General features: G+C 38.2%; 24 protein-coding genes. 2 read left to right on the top strand and 22 right to left on the bottom strand.

The window, feature by feature from the left end:
- Positions 1-185: 185 nt before the first annotated feature.
- Complete coding sequence (locus BAQ46_RS26285) at positions 186-404, bottom strand: hypothetical protein (protein ID WP_000900296.1); 219 nt, start codon at positions 402-404, stop codon at positions 186-188.
- A gap of 170 nt (positions 405-574) precedes the next feature.
- On the opposite strand from BAQ46_RS26285, the gene pdaB reads away from it, so the two are divergent.
- Positions 575-1,339, top strand: a complete 765-nt coding sequence (gene pdaB / locus BAQ46_RS26280; RefSeq protein ID WP_071743070.1) for a polysaccharide deacetylase family sporulation protein PdaB — start codon at positions 575-577, stop codon at positions 1,337-1,339.
- Positions 1,340-1,443: 104 nt separating this feature from the next.
- Here the strand turns inward: pdaB and kbaA are convergent, their stop codons facing one another.
- Positions 1,444-2,055 carry a KinB signaling pathway activation protein KbaA gene (gene kbaA / locus BAQ46_RS26275; RefSeq protein ID WP_001088520.1) on the bottom strand — a complete coding sequence of 204 codons (612 nt, stop codon included), beginning with the start codon at positions 2,053-2,055 and terminating at the stop codon, positions 1,444-1,446.
- Positions 2,056-2,194: 139 nt separating this feature from the next.
- On the opposite strand from kbaA, the gene gerD reads away from it, so the two are divergent.
- On the top strand, positions 2,195-2,812 hold the full coding sequence (gene gerD, locus BAQ46_RS26270) for a spore germination protein GerD (protein ID WP_000827519.1): 618 nt from the start codon (positions 2,195-2,197) through the stop codon (positions 2,810-2,812).
- A 56-nt stretch (positions 2,813-2,868) separates the two neighbouring features.
- On the opposite strand, the gene BAQ46_RS26265 is transcribed toward gerD, so the two are convergent.
- From BAQ46_RS26265 to rpmD, 20 genes are all read right to left on the bottom strand, one after another.
- Positions 2,869-3,936 carry an Mrp/NBP35 family ATP-binding protein gene (locus BAQ46_RS26265; RefSeq protein WP_000256607.1) on the bottom strand — a complete coding sequence of 356 codons (1,068 nt, stop codon included), beginning with the start codon at positions 3,934-3,936 and terminating at the stop codon, positions 2,869-2,871.
- A gap of 144 nt (positions 3,937-4,080) precedes the next feature.
- Positions 4,081-4,794, bottom strand: coding sequence for an N-acetylmuramoyl-L-alanine amidase CwlD (gene cwlD, locus BAQ46_RS26260; protein WP_000822435.1), 714 nt, complete (start codon positions 4,792-4,794; stop codon positions 4,081-4,083).
- 66 nt (positions 4,795-4,860) lie between these two features.
- A complete protein-coding gene (locus BAQ46_RS26255) occupies positions 4,861-5,289 on the bottom strand; it encodes a YbaK family protein (RefSeq protein WP_001101006.1) in 429 nt (142 codons plus the stop codon).
- A 161-nt stretch (positions 5,290-5,450) separates the two neighbouring features.
- On the bottom strand, positions 5,451-5,843 hold the full coding sequence (gene rpsI / locus BAQ46_RS26250) for a 30S ribosomal protein S9 (protein WP_000079986.1): 393 nt from the start codon (positions 5,841-5,843) through the stop codon (positions 5,451-5,453).
- Between the two features lie 21 nt (positions 5,844-5,864).
- Entirely contained in the window at positions 5,865-6,302 is a 438-nt protein-coding gene (gene rplM / locus BAQ46_RS26245; protein WP_001260793.1) for a 50S ribosomal protein L13, read from the bottom strand.
- A gap of 152 nt (positions 6,303-6,454) precedes the next feature.
- Positions 6,455-7,198 (bottom strand): tRNA pseudouridine(38-40) synthase TruA, encoded by a 744-nt coding sequence (gene truA, locus BAQ46_RS26240; RefSeq protein ID WP_048553564.1) that lies wholly within the window; start codon positions 7,196-7,198, stop codon positions 6,455-6,457.
- A gap of 14 nt (positions 7,199-7,212) precedes the next feature.
- Positions 7,213-8,007, bottom strand: a complete 795-nt coding sequence (locus BAQ46_RS26235; protein ID WP_001186536.1) for an energy-coupling factor transporter transmembrane component T family protein — start codon at positions 8,005-8,007, stop codon at positions 7,213-7,215.
- A complete protein-coding gene (locus BAQ46_RS26230) occupies positions 7,995-8,876 on the bottom strand; it encodes an energy-coupling factor ABC transporter ATP-binding protein (RefSeq protein ID WP_000406520.1) in 882 nt (293 codons plus the stop codon). Before BAQ46_RS26230 ends, BAQ46_RS26235 begins: the two co-directional genes overlap by 13 nt.
- Positions 8,852-9,694: an energy-coupling factor ABC transporter ATP-binding protein gene (locus tag BAQ46_RS26225; protein ID WP_000711783.1), complete on the bottom strand. Its 843-nt coding sequence runs from the start codon at positions 9,692-9,694 to the stop codon at positions 8,852-8,854. The genes BAQ46_RS26230 and BAQ46_RS26225 overlap by 25 nt, the downstream gene beginning before the upstream one ends.
- Positions 9,695-9,797: 103 nt before the next feature.
- Entirely contained in the window at positions 9,798-10,160 is a 363-nt protein-coding gene (gene rplQ / locus BAQ46_RS26220; protein WP_000331490.1) for a 50S ribosomal protein L17, read from the bottom strand.
- Positions 10,161-10,195: 35 nt separating this feature from the next.
- Entirely contained in the window at positions 10,196-11,140 is a 945-nt protein-coding gene (locus BAQ46_RS26215; protein ID WP_000569643.1) for a DNA-directed RNA polymerase subunit alpha, read from the bottom strand.
- 180 nt (positions 11,141-11,320) lie between these two features.
- Complete coding sequence (rpsK, locus tag BAQ46_RS26210) at positions 11,321-11,710, bottom strand: 30S ribosomal protein S11 (protein ID WP_000101799.1); 390 nt, start codon at positions 11,708-11,710, stop codon at positions 11,321-11,323.
- A gap of 24 nt (positions 11,711-11,734) precedes the next feature.
- Positions 11,735-12,100 (bottom strand): 30S ribosomal protein S13, encoded by a 366-nt coding sequence (rpsM, locus tag BAQ46_RS26205; protein ID WP_000090789.1) that lies wholly within the window; start codon positions 12,098-12,100, stop codon positions 11,735-11,737.
- 21 nt (positions 12,101-12,121) lie between these two features.
- Positions 12,122-12,235, bottom strand: a complete 114-nt coding sequence (rpmJ, locus tag BAQ46_RS26200; RefSeq protein ID WP_000868344.1) for a 50S ribosomal protein L36 — start codon at positions 12,233-12,235, stop codon at positions 12,122-12,124.
- Positions 12,236-12,270: 35 nt separating this feature from the next.
- On the bottom strand, positions 12,271-12,489 hold the full coding sequence (gene infA, locus BAQ46_RS26195) for a translation initiation factor IF-1 (protein ID WP_001029884.1): 219 nt from the start codon (positions 12,487-12,489) through the stop codon (positions 12,271-12,273).
- A gap of 68 nt (positions 12,490-12,557) precedes the next feature.
- Positions 12,558-13,304: a type I methionyl aminopeptidase gene (gene map / locus BAQ46_RS26190; protein ID WP_000582539.1), complete on the bottom strand. Its 747-nt coding sequence runs from the start codon at positions 13,302-13,304 to the stop codon at positions 12,558-12,560.
- Positions 13,304-13,954, bottom strand: a complete 651-nt coding sequence (locus tag BAQ46_RS26185; RefSeq protein ID WP_001048996.1) for an adenylate kinase — start codon at positions 13,952-13,954, stop codon at positions 13,304-13,306. Before BAQ46_RS26185 ends, map begins: the two co-directional genes overlap by 1 nt.
- Before the next feature lie 56 nt (positions 13,955-14,010).
- Entirely contained in the window at positions 14,011-15,312 is a 1,302-nt protein-coding gene (gene secY / locus BAQ46_RS26180; RefSeq protein WP_000490114.1) for a preprotein translocase subunit SecY, read from the bottom strand.
- Positions 15,312-15,752 (bottom strand): 50S ribosomal protein L15, encoded by a 441-nt coding sequence (gene rplO, locus BAQ46_RS26175; RefSeq protein WP_000766080.1) that lies wholly within the window; start codon positions 15,750-15,752, stop codon positions 15,312-15,314. Before rplO ends, secY begins: the two co-directional genes overlap by 1 nt.
- 33 nt (positions 15,753-15,785) lie before the next feature.
- Positions 15,786-15,968 (bottom strand): 50S ribosomal protein L30, encoded by a 183-nt coding sequence (gene rpmD / locus BAQ46_RS26170; RefSeq protein ID WP_001085234.1) that lies wholly within the window; start codon positions 15,966-15,968, stop codon positions 15,786-15,788.
- Positions 15,969-15,975: the final 7 nt, after the last annotated feature.

The raw sequence follows: 15,975 nt of genomic DNA, 5'->3' as shown, positions 1-15,975 counted from the left end.
TCACGTTGTTTGTTTCGTTCAGTTTTCAAAGAACTACTTGGTCGCTCATTTGCGACTTCCTTATGTTAACATCTTCGTTTTTCAATGTCAACTAAGTTTTTCAATTTCTTTTTGTCGTTTTTTGCGTTTCCGCATCAGCGACGGTTATTAATTTATCATATAATATCTATCGACGTCAACACTTTTTAATAAAAAGTTCTTTTTCTTACATAACGAATACATTCTTCTGCATTAGCGACTCTTCGAAACAAACAAAAAATGATTTTATATCTTTCTTCCATTGCCTTTTTTACAACGTCATGAATACGTTCATCTTCAAAATCAAATAAAAGTTCTTCTAACTCTCTCTTCAATATGTATTCCATTTCTTTTTTCTCTTCTTTCGTTAACATAAACCCAAGCAAATCATCACCTCAATCATTTCTTCCAGAGCAATAAAAATTAAGCCCATTTCCATTTAACAAAATCCTACCATCCATTATATCCACTACTTACGATATTAATCCCTTGTTCTCTTTTTTATATTTACAGCATATATGTAACTGAAAAGGATTGGACAAAGGGGCGTAATATTATGTTTTTCTTTTTTATTACGAGTAAAAGAAACTTTAAACACATTAGCTTAATAGTGATACTTTCCTTATTTACAGCATGGCTACTCTTTTTGAAAACATATTCACACGAGTCTGCTTTTTCAACCGCTACAGGACCTAAAGTTATTTACAAAGGCGACACCTCTAAAAAACAAGTTGCATTCACGTTTGATATTAGTTGGGGAGACAAAAAAGCAATTCCAATCCTTGATACACTTAAAGAAAGAAATATTAAGAATGCAACCTTCTTCCTTTCTGCTGCATGGGCAGAAAGACACCCTGATGTTGTTGAACGCATCATAAAAGATGGACATGAAATCGGTAGTATGGGTTATAATTACACGTCCTACACTTCTCTAGAGGCAAATGAAATACGAAGAGATCTTCTGCGAGCACAAGATGTTTTTACAAAACTCGGTGTGAAACAAATTAAACTATTACGTCCACCTAGTGGAGACTTTAACAAGGCAACACTTAAAATAGCAGAATCACTCGGATACACTGTCGTTCATTGGAGTAATAACTCAAACGATTGGAAAAACCCTGGCGTAAACAATATCGTTTCCACCGTCTCTAATAATTTAAAAGGTGGAGATATCGTCTTATTACATGCATCCGATTCTGCTCTTCAAACAAATAAAGCTTTACCACTGCTTCTACAGAAATTAAAGAGTGACGGCTATGAGCAAATATCCGTATCACAACTTATTTCCAACACAAGTACGAAAAGTAAAGATGTCCAATAATTTTTTACACATAAAAAGCTCTACTACCTTTCGTTCAGGTAATAGAGCTTTTTTTATCCCGATATTTTCATTCGTACAACTACCCTGCGTAAAAACTCTCTTAATTAGGCCGACTTACTCGTCTTTCCAATTAAACGATGTAATATAAGTAACTGATATGCATTACATAATAAAAGTGGTATCACCATTAAATATAACCAATCTGTATCATTAATTCGAAGTGCTGGTACCCACTCAAGAATTGTTACAACCACCATAAAGAACAAAGCTGGCACAAATGCCTTTTTATTCGTTTCCTTACTTTTTATATAAGCAACGATGGCACCAAACATAAATAACACACCAGCAACCAGTATGTTATTCCCTAATGAAATTTCCCCATTTGCAATCAATACCGATCTTAAATACACAAAATCAAATAAAACGAATGCAATGAAGAAGAGCTGGACTATATTCCATAAAGAAGGTGACCTGAACATCCCTAATCCAAAACGATGGATTGTTAAATAGGCAAAGAACCCCATTTGACTTATCACACTAAAAATAAATCCTACACCCATCAACCAGAAGGAAACTGCCAAAATTTCCTTTCCGTCGAAATTTTGAAAAAATTTAACATACTTGTCCCACTCTAAAACAAATCCAATAATGACTGTACTAACCCCACCAAGAAACAACGTCGTAAAAAATAGTCGAACCCACTTGCGGCTATTCACAACACATCCCCCATTATCCTTATATTTCTAATTAAATTGTATCAATGACAATTTCAAAAAGCTAGCCATGTTCATGTATAAATTCCTTAAAGATATTTATATTAAAAAGAGAGAACTGTGCTGAAAGGAGTTCCAACTTATGAAACGGATGCTGCTCGTTTTGACTTCTTCTTTTCTATTTCTTGTACTTGTAGCATGTGCACAAGAAAAAGAAGCAAAGTCCGAACTTGATTATGATCAAACGAAGAAAATGATTGTTGATATTTTAAAAACCGATCAAGGTAAGAAAGCCATTCAAGATGTGTTAACTGATGAAAAAATGAAACAAGCACTCATACTAGATGAAACAGTAGTAAAGAAAACGATTGAAGATGCAATGGTATCCGATAAAGGGCAACAATTCTGGGAAAAGCTCTTTAAAGACCCTGAGTTCTCATCGAAATTCGCTAAAAGTATGGGAAAAGAACAAACAGCCTTAATGAAAACATTACTAAAAGACCCTGAATACCAAGCAGGCGTTATAGAAATTATGAAAAACCCTGAAGTAGAAAAAATGATGTTACAAACAATGAAGAGCAAAGAATACCGTCAATATTTACAACAAGTATTAACAGAAACTGCTGAAAGCCCACTCTTCCAAGCTAAGATGATTGATATTATTAGTAAAGGTGTCCAAAAAGCCGAAAAAAGTGGTTCTGATAAAAAGGAAGCCGGCGGTGAAGGTGGTTCCCAAGAAGGTAAAAAGGAACAGCAGTAAAAATAATAACGATAATAATGAGTGGACAATACATGTATCATCCACTCATTATTATTTTATTTTTGCGCAACAGTTGTTTTATCAATTACCGCTTCAGCTATTGTGCGATAAATAAGACCTGTCGTATGCGTATCTTCATATACTGACGGCGCAAAATCTTCTTTATTCCAATCAGGTTGTTGAAGCGGGATTCGGCCAAGTACTTCTGTTTGAAGTTCTGTAGCTAATTTATCTCCACCACCTCTTCCAAACACATATTCTTTTTCGCCAGTTGTTTTACTTTCAAAATAAGCCATATTTTCAACAACACCAAGAATGCTATGTTCTGTACGTAAAGCCATTGCTCCAGCACGTGCTGCTACAAATGCCGCTGTTGGATGCGGTGTTGTGACAATAATCTCTTTACAAGCCGGCAACATCGAATGTAAGTCTAGCGCAACATCACCTGTACCTGGTGGTAAATCTAAAACTAAATAATCTAAATCGCCCCACTCTACTTCCGTAAAGAAGTGATTTAACATTTTCCCGAGCATAGGCCCTCTCCAAATAACCGGTGCATTATCTTCTACAAAGAATCCCATTGAGATTACCTTTACACCTAGACGCTCCACTGGAATGATTTTATCTCCTCTTACTACAGGGCGTTTTTCTATCCCCATCATATCAGGTACGCTAAAACCATAAATATCAGCATCAATGATACCAACTTTTTTCCCTAGACGAGCTAAAGCAATAGCAAGGTTAACAGAAACTGTTGATTTCCCTACTCCACCTTTTCCACTCGCCACTGCTAAAAATGTCGTTTTCGAATTTGGTGACAATAAAGATTCAGTTTGCTCTTCTTCTTGTTCTGGTGCAAACTGAGCTAATTCCTCTTCTGTAAATTCTGCAAAGCGAAGCCCTACTGTTGCTGCTCCTAGTTCTTTTACTAACTTTACAATTCCAGATTGCAATTGCATTTGTTCCGCGGTACCAGTTTTTACGATTGCAATTTTAACACTTACATGTTCCTTCTCAGGCTTGACTGTTACCTCTTTAATTGCCCCTGTTTCTTTTAACGTTTTATGTAAAAACGGATCTACAATCCCTTCTAACGCTTCCACTACTTGCTCTTTCGTTACCATAATTAGCCCAGCCCCCTGTATGAAAAATAACATAATGTTAATTAAATATATCTCTCTTTACTTTTGAAATAAATGCGTTTACATTTCCAGTATAACATATTTTCGGAAAACTTCGTTAACGAGAGAAACGCAAAAAAATCCTCCTTATTCTGGAGGATTTCCTTTTTCCGTGAAATAACGTAATATACCACGATATACAGCAGCTGCTACCTTTTGCTGATATTTCTCCGAATTTAACATATACCTTTCATTTACATTCGATAAAAAGCCAGCTTCAATTAAAGCACCTGGGTTTTTCGCATACTTTAATAAATACACATGAGAAATTGTTTTAGCAGAACGATTTGTATTCTCTAAACTCGTTCTCAACTCAGCTTGTATAAATTTCGCAGCACGTTCATTTTCAATTGAAGAACGGTAATAGAACGTTTGTGCGCCTTTTGATCCACTACTAGTTAAAGCATTTAAATGGATACTTGCAAAAAAATCTACATCGGGTTTATTAATAATCTCTACACGTTTTTTTAAATCTTCTGCTTTACGTCTACTATATGACTTTGTATCTTTCTGGGCTAAATCATAATCTCCCTCACGCGTTAAAATAACTAGTGCACCTTGCTCTTGTAAATAATCTTGCACCTTCTTTGTAATCTCAAGCGTAATATCTTTTTCTACAATATCCTTACCACCAACAGCCCCTCCGTCTGGTCCACCATGCCCAGCATCTAATACGATTACTTTCCCTGATAAGGGTAAATTCCAAGCTCGCCACGATTTTGTAATTTGAAATTCTTGTTTGACTAAAAAAAACAAAATAACCGCAGCGAGTGCAAAAGAGATAATTCGAATTCTCTTCATACCTTTCCTCCTCCAGCTAGTCCCTCTAATTACTTATATGGGACAAGAGGAAAGTTTATGCTTGTCTTAATGAAGCTTTAATCGATATCTTCTTTCACCTTTTTCATATCCTTCCTGCCACCATAAGCCGATAAACTGCTGGCAAGATTCAAAAAGTAATTCCTCATCTTGTAACTTAATCTCCCGCATAGTCATGCTCGTTAAAAATTGAAATAGTGTTTCCGTTAATTGTTGCTCTTCTTCTAAGGCCCTATATTTCACATCAAAGAACGATTCGCCATAATAACCAAATTTGCTATATCTCGCTCCTAATAAATACGATTCTATCCCTAATTCAATGCAGTAATCTTCATACTGACGATGAAGTTCCTGCATCTGAAAGGCATCTCTAATATTTGAACGTAATGTTTTTAATGATAATTCCCGCAGCATCTTCCGCTCATATTTCAACTGCTTTTCTTTTTGTTTTTCTTGTAAGCTGACAATGACATTCATAGTACTTATAAACCTCCCTAATACGTATTAGTCTAAACTTCTAAAGAAGAAGCATACGCGAGAGGATAGCACTAAAATATTCCAAACTACAAAAATTTCAAAAGAGGAATGAAACATAAAAAACCCCAACCAAAATGGTTGGGGTTTGTAGTTCGCAAAAATTAACGTTTTGAGAACTGAGGTGCACGACGTGCGCCTTTAAGACCGTATTTTTTACGCTCTTTCATACGTGCGTCACGAGTTAATAGACCTGCACGTTTTAGTGTTAGACGGTATTCTGGATCAGCTTTTAATAAAGCGCGAGAAATACCGTGACGAATAGCACCAGCTTGACCAGTGTATCCACCACCATTTACGTTTACAAGTACATCGTAGTTACCTAAAGTTTCTGTTGCAACTAGAGGTTGTTTCACTACTTCACGTAATGCAGCAAATGGGATATAGTTTTCAAAATCACGACCGTTAATGATAACGCGTCCTTCGCCTGGAACTAGGCGTACGCGCGCTACTGAACTCTTACGACGTCCAGTGCCATAGTATTGAACCTGTGCCAAAGTAAGCCCTCCTTTAATTGATTATCCGCGAAGTTCGTAAACTTCTGGTTTTTGTGCTTGGTGTGGATGCTCTGCTCCAGCATACACGTTTAGTTTCTTAGAAACTTGACGGCCTAAGCGTCCTTTTGGAAGCATGCCTTTAATTGCAAGCTCTAACATTTGTACAGGGTAGTTTGTACGCATTTCAAGAGCTGTTCTTTGTTTAAGTCCACCTGGGTGGTTAGTGTGACGGTAGTAAATTTTATCGTTTAATTTATTACCTGTTAAATGAATTTTCTCAGCGTTAATAATAATTACATGATCACCCGTGTCAACGTGTGGTGTAAATGTAGGTTTGTTTTTACCACGTAAAATGGATGCTACTTCACTAGCAAGGCGACCTAAAGTTTGACCTTCAGCATCAACCACATACCATTTACGCTCAACTTCGTTAGCTTTTGCCATAAAAGTCGTACGCATGTGTTTCCCTCCTCGTTATCTTTTCCATAGAAAAAATCTATTGTTTATCTTAAACACGATTTCCTTCCGGGGCTAATCGTGGTTTTAGAAACAATACCATATGTTATGATATACTTTTGAGTTTCTAATGTCAAGCAAATGTTACACCAGGATTAGTTGTTATAGTTTACCTGCCACAAATAAAGCCCATGACCAGGAGCCATCTTTCCAGCAAACTGACGATTTTGTTTCGCTAAAATCTCTGGAATGCTATCCGGATCAAGCTTTCCTTGCCCTATGCTCAGTAACGTACCAACAATAATCCTGACCATATTATATAAAAATCCATTACCTACAAAACGAAAAATTAATTCGTCGTCCTGCTCAATTAGCTCGATTTCATAAATTGTTCTCACTTTATCTTTTTTGTCAGTTTTTGCCGAACAAAAAGAAGTGAAATCATGCGTCCCAATAAAATAAGGGATCGCTTTTCTTATAGCATTTATTTCGAGCGGATATGGATATTGATATACGTAATTTCTACGGAATACATCCGCAGTCTTTGATAATAATACACGATAACGATATTCTTTTCTCTCGACACCGTAACGTGCGTGAAATTCTTCTGTTTTTTTCTCTACCTGTGTGATAACAATATCATCTGGTAACATAGTGTTTAATGCATTGCTCCATTGCCACTCTTCAAGAGACAACGGTGTATCAAAGTGTATCACTTGTCCTTTAGCATGAACAGTAGAATCTGTTCTGCCCGATGCCTGAACACGAACAAGTTCCCCTTTATGCAATTTCTGCAAAGCTTTCTCTATCTCTTGTTGAACAGTACGATGCTGCGGTTGAATTTGATAACCACAAAAATGCATGCCATCATATGCAACCGTACATTTTATTCTATCCATTTCTTTATTCTCCATTACGATCGCACCCATGCCAAAATACAAGCTAAACAAAGTAAGCTTATAATCGTTACTGTATCGCTTGTTTTCCAGCGTAGTTGCCTAAATTTAGTACGTCCTTCGCCACTTTGATATCCACGGGCTTCCATAGCAATTGCTAAGTCTTCTGCACGCTTAAAAGCACTGATAAATAGAGGAACGAGTAGTGAAATGATAGCTTTCATCCTATCTTTTATCGGTCCCCCTGCAAAATCAATACCACGTGACGATTGTGCCTTCATTATTTTACTCGTTTCATCCATTAATGTCGGGATAAAACGAAGAGAAATTGACATCATTAATGCGATTTCATGAACAGGAACTTTTATACGCTTCAACGGCTTTAATAACGTCTCCAAACCATCTGTAATCTCAATGGGTGTCGTCGTTAACGTTAATAATGTTGTCATTAAAATAATAACGAAGAATCGTATAGAAATGTATATTCCTTGCTCTAATCCTTTTTCATGTATCGAAAACCAACCAAGCTGGAATAGTACTTCCCCTTCTTTATTTGTTAAAATATGCAGGAAAAATGTAAAAAGAAAAATCCATAGAATTGGTTTTAAGCCCGAAAGTACATAACGAATCGGCACTTTTGCAAAAAATAAAGCAATGAGTGCATATAAAAATAAAAATCCATATGAAATCGCATTATTTGCTAAGAAAACAACAAATACATATAAAAAGACAATCAGCAGCTTCGTACGTGGATCAAGTTGATGAATAAGAGAATTCCCTGGAATATATCTTCCAATAATCAACTGCTGCATGATTCATGACCACCTTTTCGTAACACCTGCACAACTTCATGAGTAAGATCCTCTAAAGATAAGGTAGCCTTTGGGATTGAAATGCCAAACTTCTCTTCAATTGCACGTTTATACTTTAAAGACATAGGAAGATCCACACCAATTTTCTCTAGTTCATCAGCATGTGAAAATACTTCCTCTGCACTTCCTTGCAAAAAGACCGTTCCTTTATGCATGACTACAATCTGCTCGGCATATTTAGCAGCATCCTCCATATTATGCGTTACAAGGATAACTGTAAGGCCTTTCTCCTTATGTAGCTTATAAAACATCTCCATAAGTTCATTTTGCCCTTTTGGATCTAGTCCTGCTGTAGGTTCATCTAATACAAGCACTTCGGGTTCCATCGCTAATACGCCTGCTATCGCAACACGCCTCATTTGCCCACCACTTAACTCAAATGGTGAACGTACTAACAGTTCTGGTTCTAACCCTACAAGTTGAATTGCCTCTCTTGCCTTTTGCTTCGCTTCTTCTACAGATACACCAAAATTAGTAGGTCCGAAGCAAATATCTTTCTCCACAGTCTCTTCAAACAACTGATGTTCTGGGAATTGAAAGACAACACCTACCTTTTTACGTAGTGGCTTTAGCTTTTTTTCTTTCTTTCCTGCCGAAATGAAATGTTCACCAATTTGAACTGTGCCATTTGTCGGCTGCAATAAACCATTTAAATGTTGAATCATCGTCGACTTACCTGAACCAGTATGACCGATAATGGCATAATAGCCCCCACTTGGAAACGACACGTCTACATCATAAAGTGCGCGTCTTTCAAATGGAGTTTTATATTGATAACGATGTTCTACTTTTTGGAATGTAATCTCCAAAGTTCGTTCACCAAGCTTTCCATTGTAAGATGCGTATTTTGCAAGAGAATTTCATTTCTTTTTAATAATTCTGCTATTTTCACTGAAAATGGTACATCTAATCCAATTTCTTGGAGCATATGAGAGGACTTGAAAATTTGTTCTGGAGTCCCTTCCTCTAATATCTCTCCCTTATTTAAAATAATGACACGGTCTGACTGTGCCGCTTCTTCTAAATCGTGCGTAATTGATAACACAGTAATACCTTTTTCATTAACAAGTTGTCTAACCGTTTCTACCACTTCACGTCTCCCTTGAGGGTCTAGCATTGACGTTGCTTCATCTAATATCAAAATAGACGGCTGAAGTGCTAAAACGCCTGCTATTGCTACTCGCTGCTTTTGCCCACCAGATAACGAATGTGGCTCATCATTAAGAAAATCTTCCATACGGACTAGTCGTAAGGCCTGATCTAATCTTTCTACCATTTGCTCTCTTGGCATTCCGATATTCTCTAAACCAAAGACAACGTCATCTTGCACTGTCGTTCCAACAAATTGATTATCTGGATTTTGAAATACCATCCCAATTTGTTTTCGAACATCCCATACCGTTTCCTCTGACAAAACCATTGTATCATTTACTGTAATTGTCCCTGCTTCCGGCAAAAACAAACCATTCAATAATTTTGCAAGTGTAGACTTCCCAGAACCGTTTTGTCCAATAACAGATACCCATTCTCCTTCATATAAGGAGAATGAAACATCTTTTAATGCATAAGTGGCTGCACCAGGATATTGAAATGATATATTTTCTGTCCGAAGTTTCTCTTTTTTCAATACAAGGCACCCTTTCCTTCGCCAAGTAAGCCTATTTTTATATTTAAAAAAAAGGGCCATGACCAGTTTCTTGAAAAGAACTGTCCTGCCCTTTTAATTATCATTATACTAACTCGATAATTACCATTGGTGCTGCGTCTCCGCGACGTGGACCAATTTTTGCAATACGAGTGTATCCGCCTTGGCGCTCAGCATAGCGTGGAGCTACATCAGCGAATAGTTTTTGAAGTGCATCTTGACCAGTCTCAGCGTTAGCTACTTCATTGCGAATGAAAGCTGCTGCTTGACGACGAGCATGAAGATCTCCGCGTTTACCTAAAGTGATCATTTTTTCCACTACAGAACGAAGTTCTTTTGCACGAGTTTCTGTCGTTTGGATGCGCTCGTTGATAATTAAATCAGTAGCTAAGTCACGTAACATAGCTTTACGTTGCGCACTTGTACGGCCTAATTTTCTGTATGCCATTCGTAGTTCCCTCCTTTGTTGATGGGTTTAAATCCTCAGTCGTCTTTACGTAAACCTAAACCTAATTCCTCAAGTTTATGTTTAACTTCTTCTAAGGATTTACGTCCTAAGTTACGAACTTTCATCATATCTTCTTCTGTTTTGTTCGCAAGCTCTTGTACAGTATTAATTCCTGCACGTTTTAGGCAATTATAAGAACGAACAGAAAGGTCTAGTTCTTCGATAGTCATCTCAAGAACTTTCTCTTTTTGATCTTCTTCCTTCTCGACCATAATCTCAGCATTTTGTGCTTCATCAGTTAAACCAACAAAGATATTTAAATGCTCAGTTAAGATTTTGGCACCTAAAGAGATAGCTTCTTTTGGCCCGATGCTTCCATCCGTCCATACATCAAGCGTAAGCTTATCATAATTAGCCACTTGTCCGACACGTGTCTTTTCCACTTGGTAAGTCACACGTGATACTGGAGTATAAATAGAATCAATAGGAATTACTCCTATTGGTTGATCTTCGCTTTTATTTGCATCAGCTGGCGTATACCCACGGCCACGCTTTGCAGTTAAACGCACGCGGAAATGCGCATCTTTTGCTAACGTTGCAATGTGTAAATCTGGATTTAAGATTTCTACATCACTATCGTGAGTAATATCAGCAGCTGTGACAATACCTTCGCCCTGCACATCAATTTCCAACGTCTTCTCTTCTTCAGAGTAGATTTTAAGAGCTAACTTTTTCAAGTTTAAGATGATCGTTGTAACGTCTTCTACTACGCCCTCAACTGTTGAAAATTCATGTAATACGCCATCGATTTGGATAGCAGTAACAGCGGCACCAGGGAGTGAAGATAAAAGAATACGACGTAAGGAGTTACCCAACGTAGTACCATATCCACGCTCAAGCGGTTCAATTACGAATTTACCATATTTAGCATCTTCGTTAAGTTCAACCGTTTCGATTTTCGGCTTTTCGATTTCAATCATTAACTAAACCCTCCTTCAAAACGTCGAAACCCCGGTTAAACAAAGGTATAACCCCTGTCTAACCGAAAGTCCCCCTTAGGCAGTTCCCGATTGTGCACAACAAGCGATGTTTCTGTACGAAATTTCTCGATAATGCATCATATCCATTATAGACAAAAGGGAAAATTCTATACAGAAAAATTACACACGACGACGTTTTGGTGGACGACATCCATTATGAGGAACTGGAGTAACATCTCTAATTGCTGTTACTTCTAGACCTGCAGCTTGAAGAGCACGAATTGCAGCTTCACGACCAGCACCAGGACCTTTAACAGTAACCTCTAAAGTTTTTAAACCGTGCTCCATTGCAGCTTTAGCAGCAGTTTCAGCAGCCATTTGCGCAGCGAATGGAGTAGATTTACGAGATCCACGGAAACCAAGTGCACCAGCACTAGACCAAGAAAGCGCGTTACCGTGAGTATCTGTAAGTGTTACGATTGTGTTGTTGAAAGTAGAACGAATATGAGCTACACCAGCTTCAATATTCTTTTTCACACGTTTTTTACGAGTGTTTGTTTTACGTGCCATTGTTAGTTCAACCTCCTTTACTTATTATTTCTTTTTATTTGCTACTGTACGACGTGGACCTTTACGTGTACGAGCATTGTTTTTAGAGTTTTGACCACGAACTGGTAAACCACGACGGTGACGAAGACCACGGTAAGAACCGATCTCCATTAGACGTTTGATGTTAAGAGATACTTCACGACGAAGGTCTCCCTCAACTTTAATACGATCGATGATATCACGGATACGTCCTAATTCGTCTTCCGTTAAATCACGAACTCGTGTTTCTTCAGAAACACCAGCTTCAGCAAGAATTTTTTCAGCAGTTGTGCGACCAATGCCGAATACGTAAGTTAAAGAAATAACAACGCGTTTGTCACGAGGAATATCTACACCTGCGATACGTGCCATTCCGAATGCACCTCCTTCTGATTAACCTTGTTTTTGTTTATGTTTAGGGTTTTCACAAATAACCATTACTTTTCCACGTCTACGAATAACTTTACATTTTTCGCAGATTGGTTTAACTGACGGTCTTACTTTCATGTCTCGAACCTCCTTAAAGATTACGGAGTGCTATATTATTTAAAACGGTACGTAATACGACCACGATTTAAATCGTACGGAGATAATTCTACCGTAACTTTGTCTCCTGGTAAAATACGAATGAAGTTCATACGGATTTTACCAGAAACGTGAGCCAATACGACATGCCCATTCTCTAATTCTACTTTGAACATAGCATTTGGCAACGTTTCAAGAACGGTACCTTCGACTTCAATTACATCATCTTTAGCCATTCAATAGTTCTCCCTTCTTCAAATCAGTAACATTTTACACTGCTCTGAAATCCCGGAGAGCCAGCTACTTATAAAGTGGTAAGGATTTCGTATCCTGCTTCTGTAAGAGCAATCGTGTGCTCAAAATGGGCACACCATTTACCATCTACCGTTACCACTGTCCAGTCATCAGATAGTGTTTTTACATATCGTCTTCCTTGATTCACCATCGGCTCAACACAGATGACCATTCCCGGCTTTAATCTAGGGCCTCTATTTGGTGGACCATAGTGCGGGATTTGAGGGTCCTCATGTAAGTCTTGCCCGATTCCGTGACCAACATACTCCCTAACGATCGAGAATCCATTCTCTTCAGCATGGGTTTGAACCGCATGTGAGATATTTGATAATCTCTCGCCTGGTTTTACTTGTTCTAGACCAAGATACAACGATTTTTCTGTGACATCAAGTAGCTTTTGAACAGATTCAGAAATGTTTCCAACTGGATACGTCCATGCAGAATCTCCATGGTACCCATTGTATTTCGCACCAATATCGATACTGATGATATCGCCCTCTTTGAGCTTGCGCTTCCCTGGAATTCCGTGTACAAGCTCTTCATTTACAGAAGCACATATGCTCCCCGGAAATCCGTTGTATCCTTTAAAAGATGGCGTAGCACCATATTTTTGAATCGTCTTTTCCGCTATTTGATCGAGCTCTTTCGTTGTAATTCCTGGAGTAATGTGCTGTTTTAACTCTTGATGAGTCAAAGCAACGATCCTGCCCGCTTCTCGCATGATTTCTATCTCGCGAGGAGTTTTGCAGATTATCATTACGCTAAGCCTCCGATGAGAACATCGATATCAGCAAATACTTTATTGATATCTTGCTCACCATTAATGCTTTGTAAGTAACCAAGCTCCTCGTAGAAATCAAGCAAAGGTTTAGTTTGCTTAATATTTACATCTAAGCGATTTGCTACAGTTTCTTCATTGTCATCAGAGCGTTGATATAACTCGCCACCACATTTATCGCACACGTCAGCTTTTGCTGGCGGATTGAATTCTAAGTGGTAAGTCGCACCGCACTCTTTACAAATGCGACGGCCTGTAAGGCGTTTTAATAACAATCCTGAATCCACATTAATGTTTAAAACATAGTCGATTTTTTTGCCAAGATCTTTCATAATCTCTTCAAGAGCTGATGCTTGTGCAACAGTTCGTGGGAAACCGTCTAATAAGAAGCCTCTTACGCAGTCTTCTTGACTTAAACGTTCACGAACGATTCCGATTGTAACTTCATCTGGAACAAGTGCACCTTTATCAATAAAGGATTTTGCTTGTAAACCCATTTCAGTTTCAGCCTTCATAGCTGCACGGAACATATCTCCTGTTGAGATGTGAGGGATGTTATACTTGGCAACAATCTGTTCGGCTTGTGTACCTTTACCAGCACCAGGAAGCCCCATTAAAATTAAGTTCATCCTTGTTCCCCCTCAGAGTACATGAGCATGTAGGGAAGACAATACTTCCCACTTACTCACTGCTTGATAAACCCTTTGTAATGGCGTTTTACCAGTTGGCTTTCTAGTTGCTTCATTGTTTCTAAAGCAACGCCGACAACGATTAACATACTCGTTCCACCGATCTGTGCAGATGGAGGAAGATTTCCCAGCTTCGTAAAGATAACTGGTAAGATTGCAATCGCTGCTAGGAAAATTGATCCTACAAAGGTCAAACGATACAAGATTTTTGTTAGATATTGTTCTGTATTCTTACCCGGACGAATACCTGGAACATATCCACCTTGTTTGTTTAGATTCTCTGACATTTGCTCTGGATTAACCTGAACAAACGCATAGAAATATGTGAAGGCTACAATGAGCGCAACATATATGATCATTCCCACTGGGTGAGAATAGTTAAAGTTTGCAATAATCCACTGCGATACATCATGTTTCGGGAAGAACTGCGCAATAGTCGGAGGAGTAATTAAGAATGAAACAGCAAAAATTACTGGAATAACACCAGCACTATTTACCTTAAGCGGTAAATGTGTGTTTTGTGCTCCAGCATAACCACCATTTCCTCCTGTTACACGCTTCGCATATTGAATTGGGATCTTTCTAACAGCCTGTTGAATGAAAATAACACCCACAATAACTGCTAACACAGCTAGTAAAATCAATGCAACTTTAACGATACTCATGAACAATTGATCTCCGATATTTTGAAACTGTTGCTGATACACTTGAGATATAACACTTGGGATCGCTGCGGCAATACCACCAAAGATTAGGATGGAAATACCATTACCTACACCTTTAGCTGTAATCTGTTCACCTAACCACATTAAAAATGCAGTACCAGCAGTCAGTACCGTAGCAATGTATAAATAAGTGCTCCAACCAGGATTCAAAATTAATTGTCCACCTACCATACCGTTAAAACCGATTGACATACCAAACCCCTGAATAAACGCAAGAACAATTGTAAAATAACGCGTGAATTGCGTTAATTTACGACGGCCCATTTCACCTTGCTTCGCCCATTCCGAAAATTTAGGAACAACATCCATCTGCAATAATTGCACGATGATGGATGCTGTAATATACGGCATGATTCCCATCGCAAAGATGGAGAAGTTTTTCAAGGCTCCACCGCCAAATGTATTTAGAATACCTAAAGCATTTAATTGATCTTGTGCCTTCAGTACGTCTCCATTTGTAAATGGCACGGGGATAAACGTGCCAATCCTGAATACGATTAACATCGCTAAAGTGAATAATATTTTACGTCTTATCTCAGCAACGCGCATAAAGTTGGAGATTGTACGAAACATTAGATCACCTCAACTGATCCGCCAGCTGCTTCAATTGCTTCTTTAGCACTTGAAGAGAACTTGTGCGCTTTAACAGTTAGTTTTTTCTCTACTGCGCCGCTTGCAAGAATTTTAACACCGTCGTTTAATTTGCTGATAACGCCAGTTTCCAGCAATAATTCAGGTGTTACTTCTGTACCATCTTCAAAACGATTTAACGTTGATAAGTTTACAATAGCAAACTCTTTACGGTTAATGTTTGTGAAGCCGCGTTTTGGTAAACGACGGAATAATGGAGTTTGACCACCTTCGAAGCCAAGACGAACACCGCCGCCAGAACGTGCGTTTTGTCCTTTATGACCTTTACCAGCAGTTTTACCGTTACCAGAACCGATACCACGACCGACACGGTTACGTACTTTACGAGAACCTTCTGCAGGTTTTAATTCATGAAGTTTCATTCCCAGGCACCTCCTTATATTAATGAGTTATCCTTAAGCTTCTTTTACAGTTACAAGGTGAGAAACTTTGTTGATCATACCAAGAATAGCAGGAGTTTCTTCCTTAACTACAGTTGAATTCAACTTTTTAAGACCTAAAGCTTCTACCGTCGCACGTTGATCTTGTGGACGACCAATTACACTACGAGTGAGGGTAATTTCTAACTTTTTCGCCATTTGTTTT

It is taken from the genome of Bacillus paranthracis, assembly GCF_001883995.1.
Taxonomy (GTDB): Bacteria; Bacillota; Bacilli; order Bacillales; family Bacillaceae_G; genus Bacillus_A; species Bacillus_A paranthracis.
This window is presented reverse-complemented; position numbering and strand designations above follow the sequence as displayed.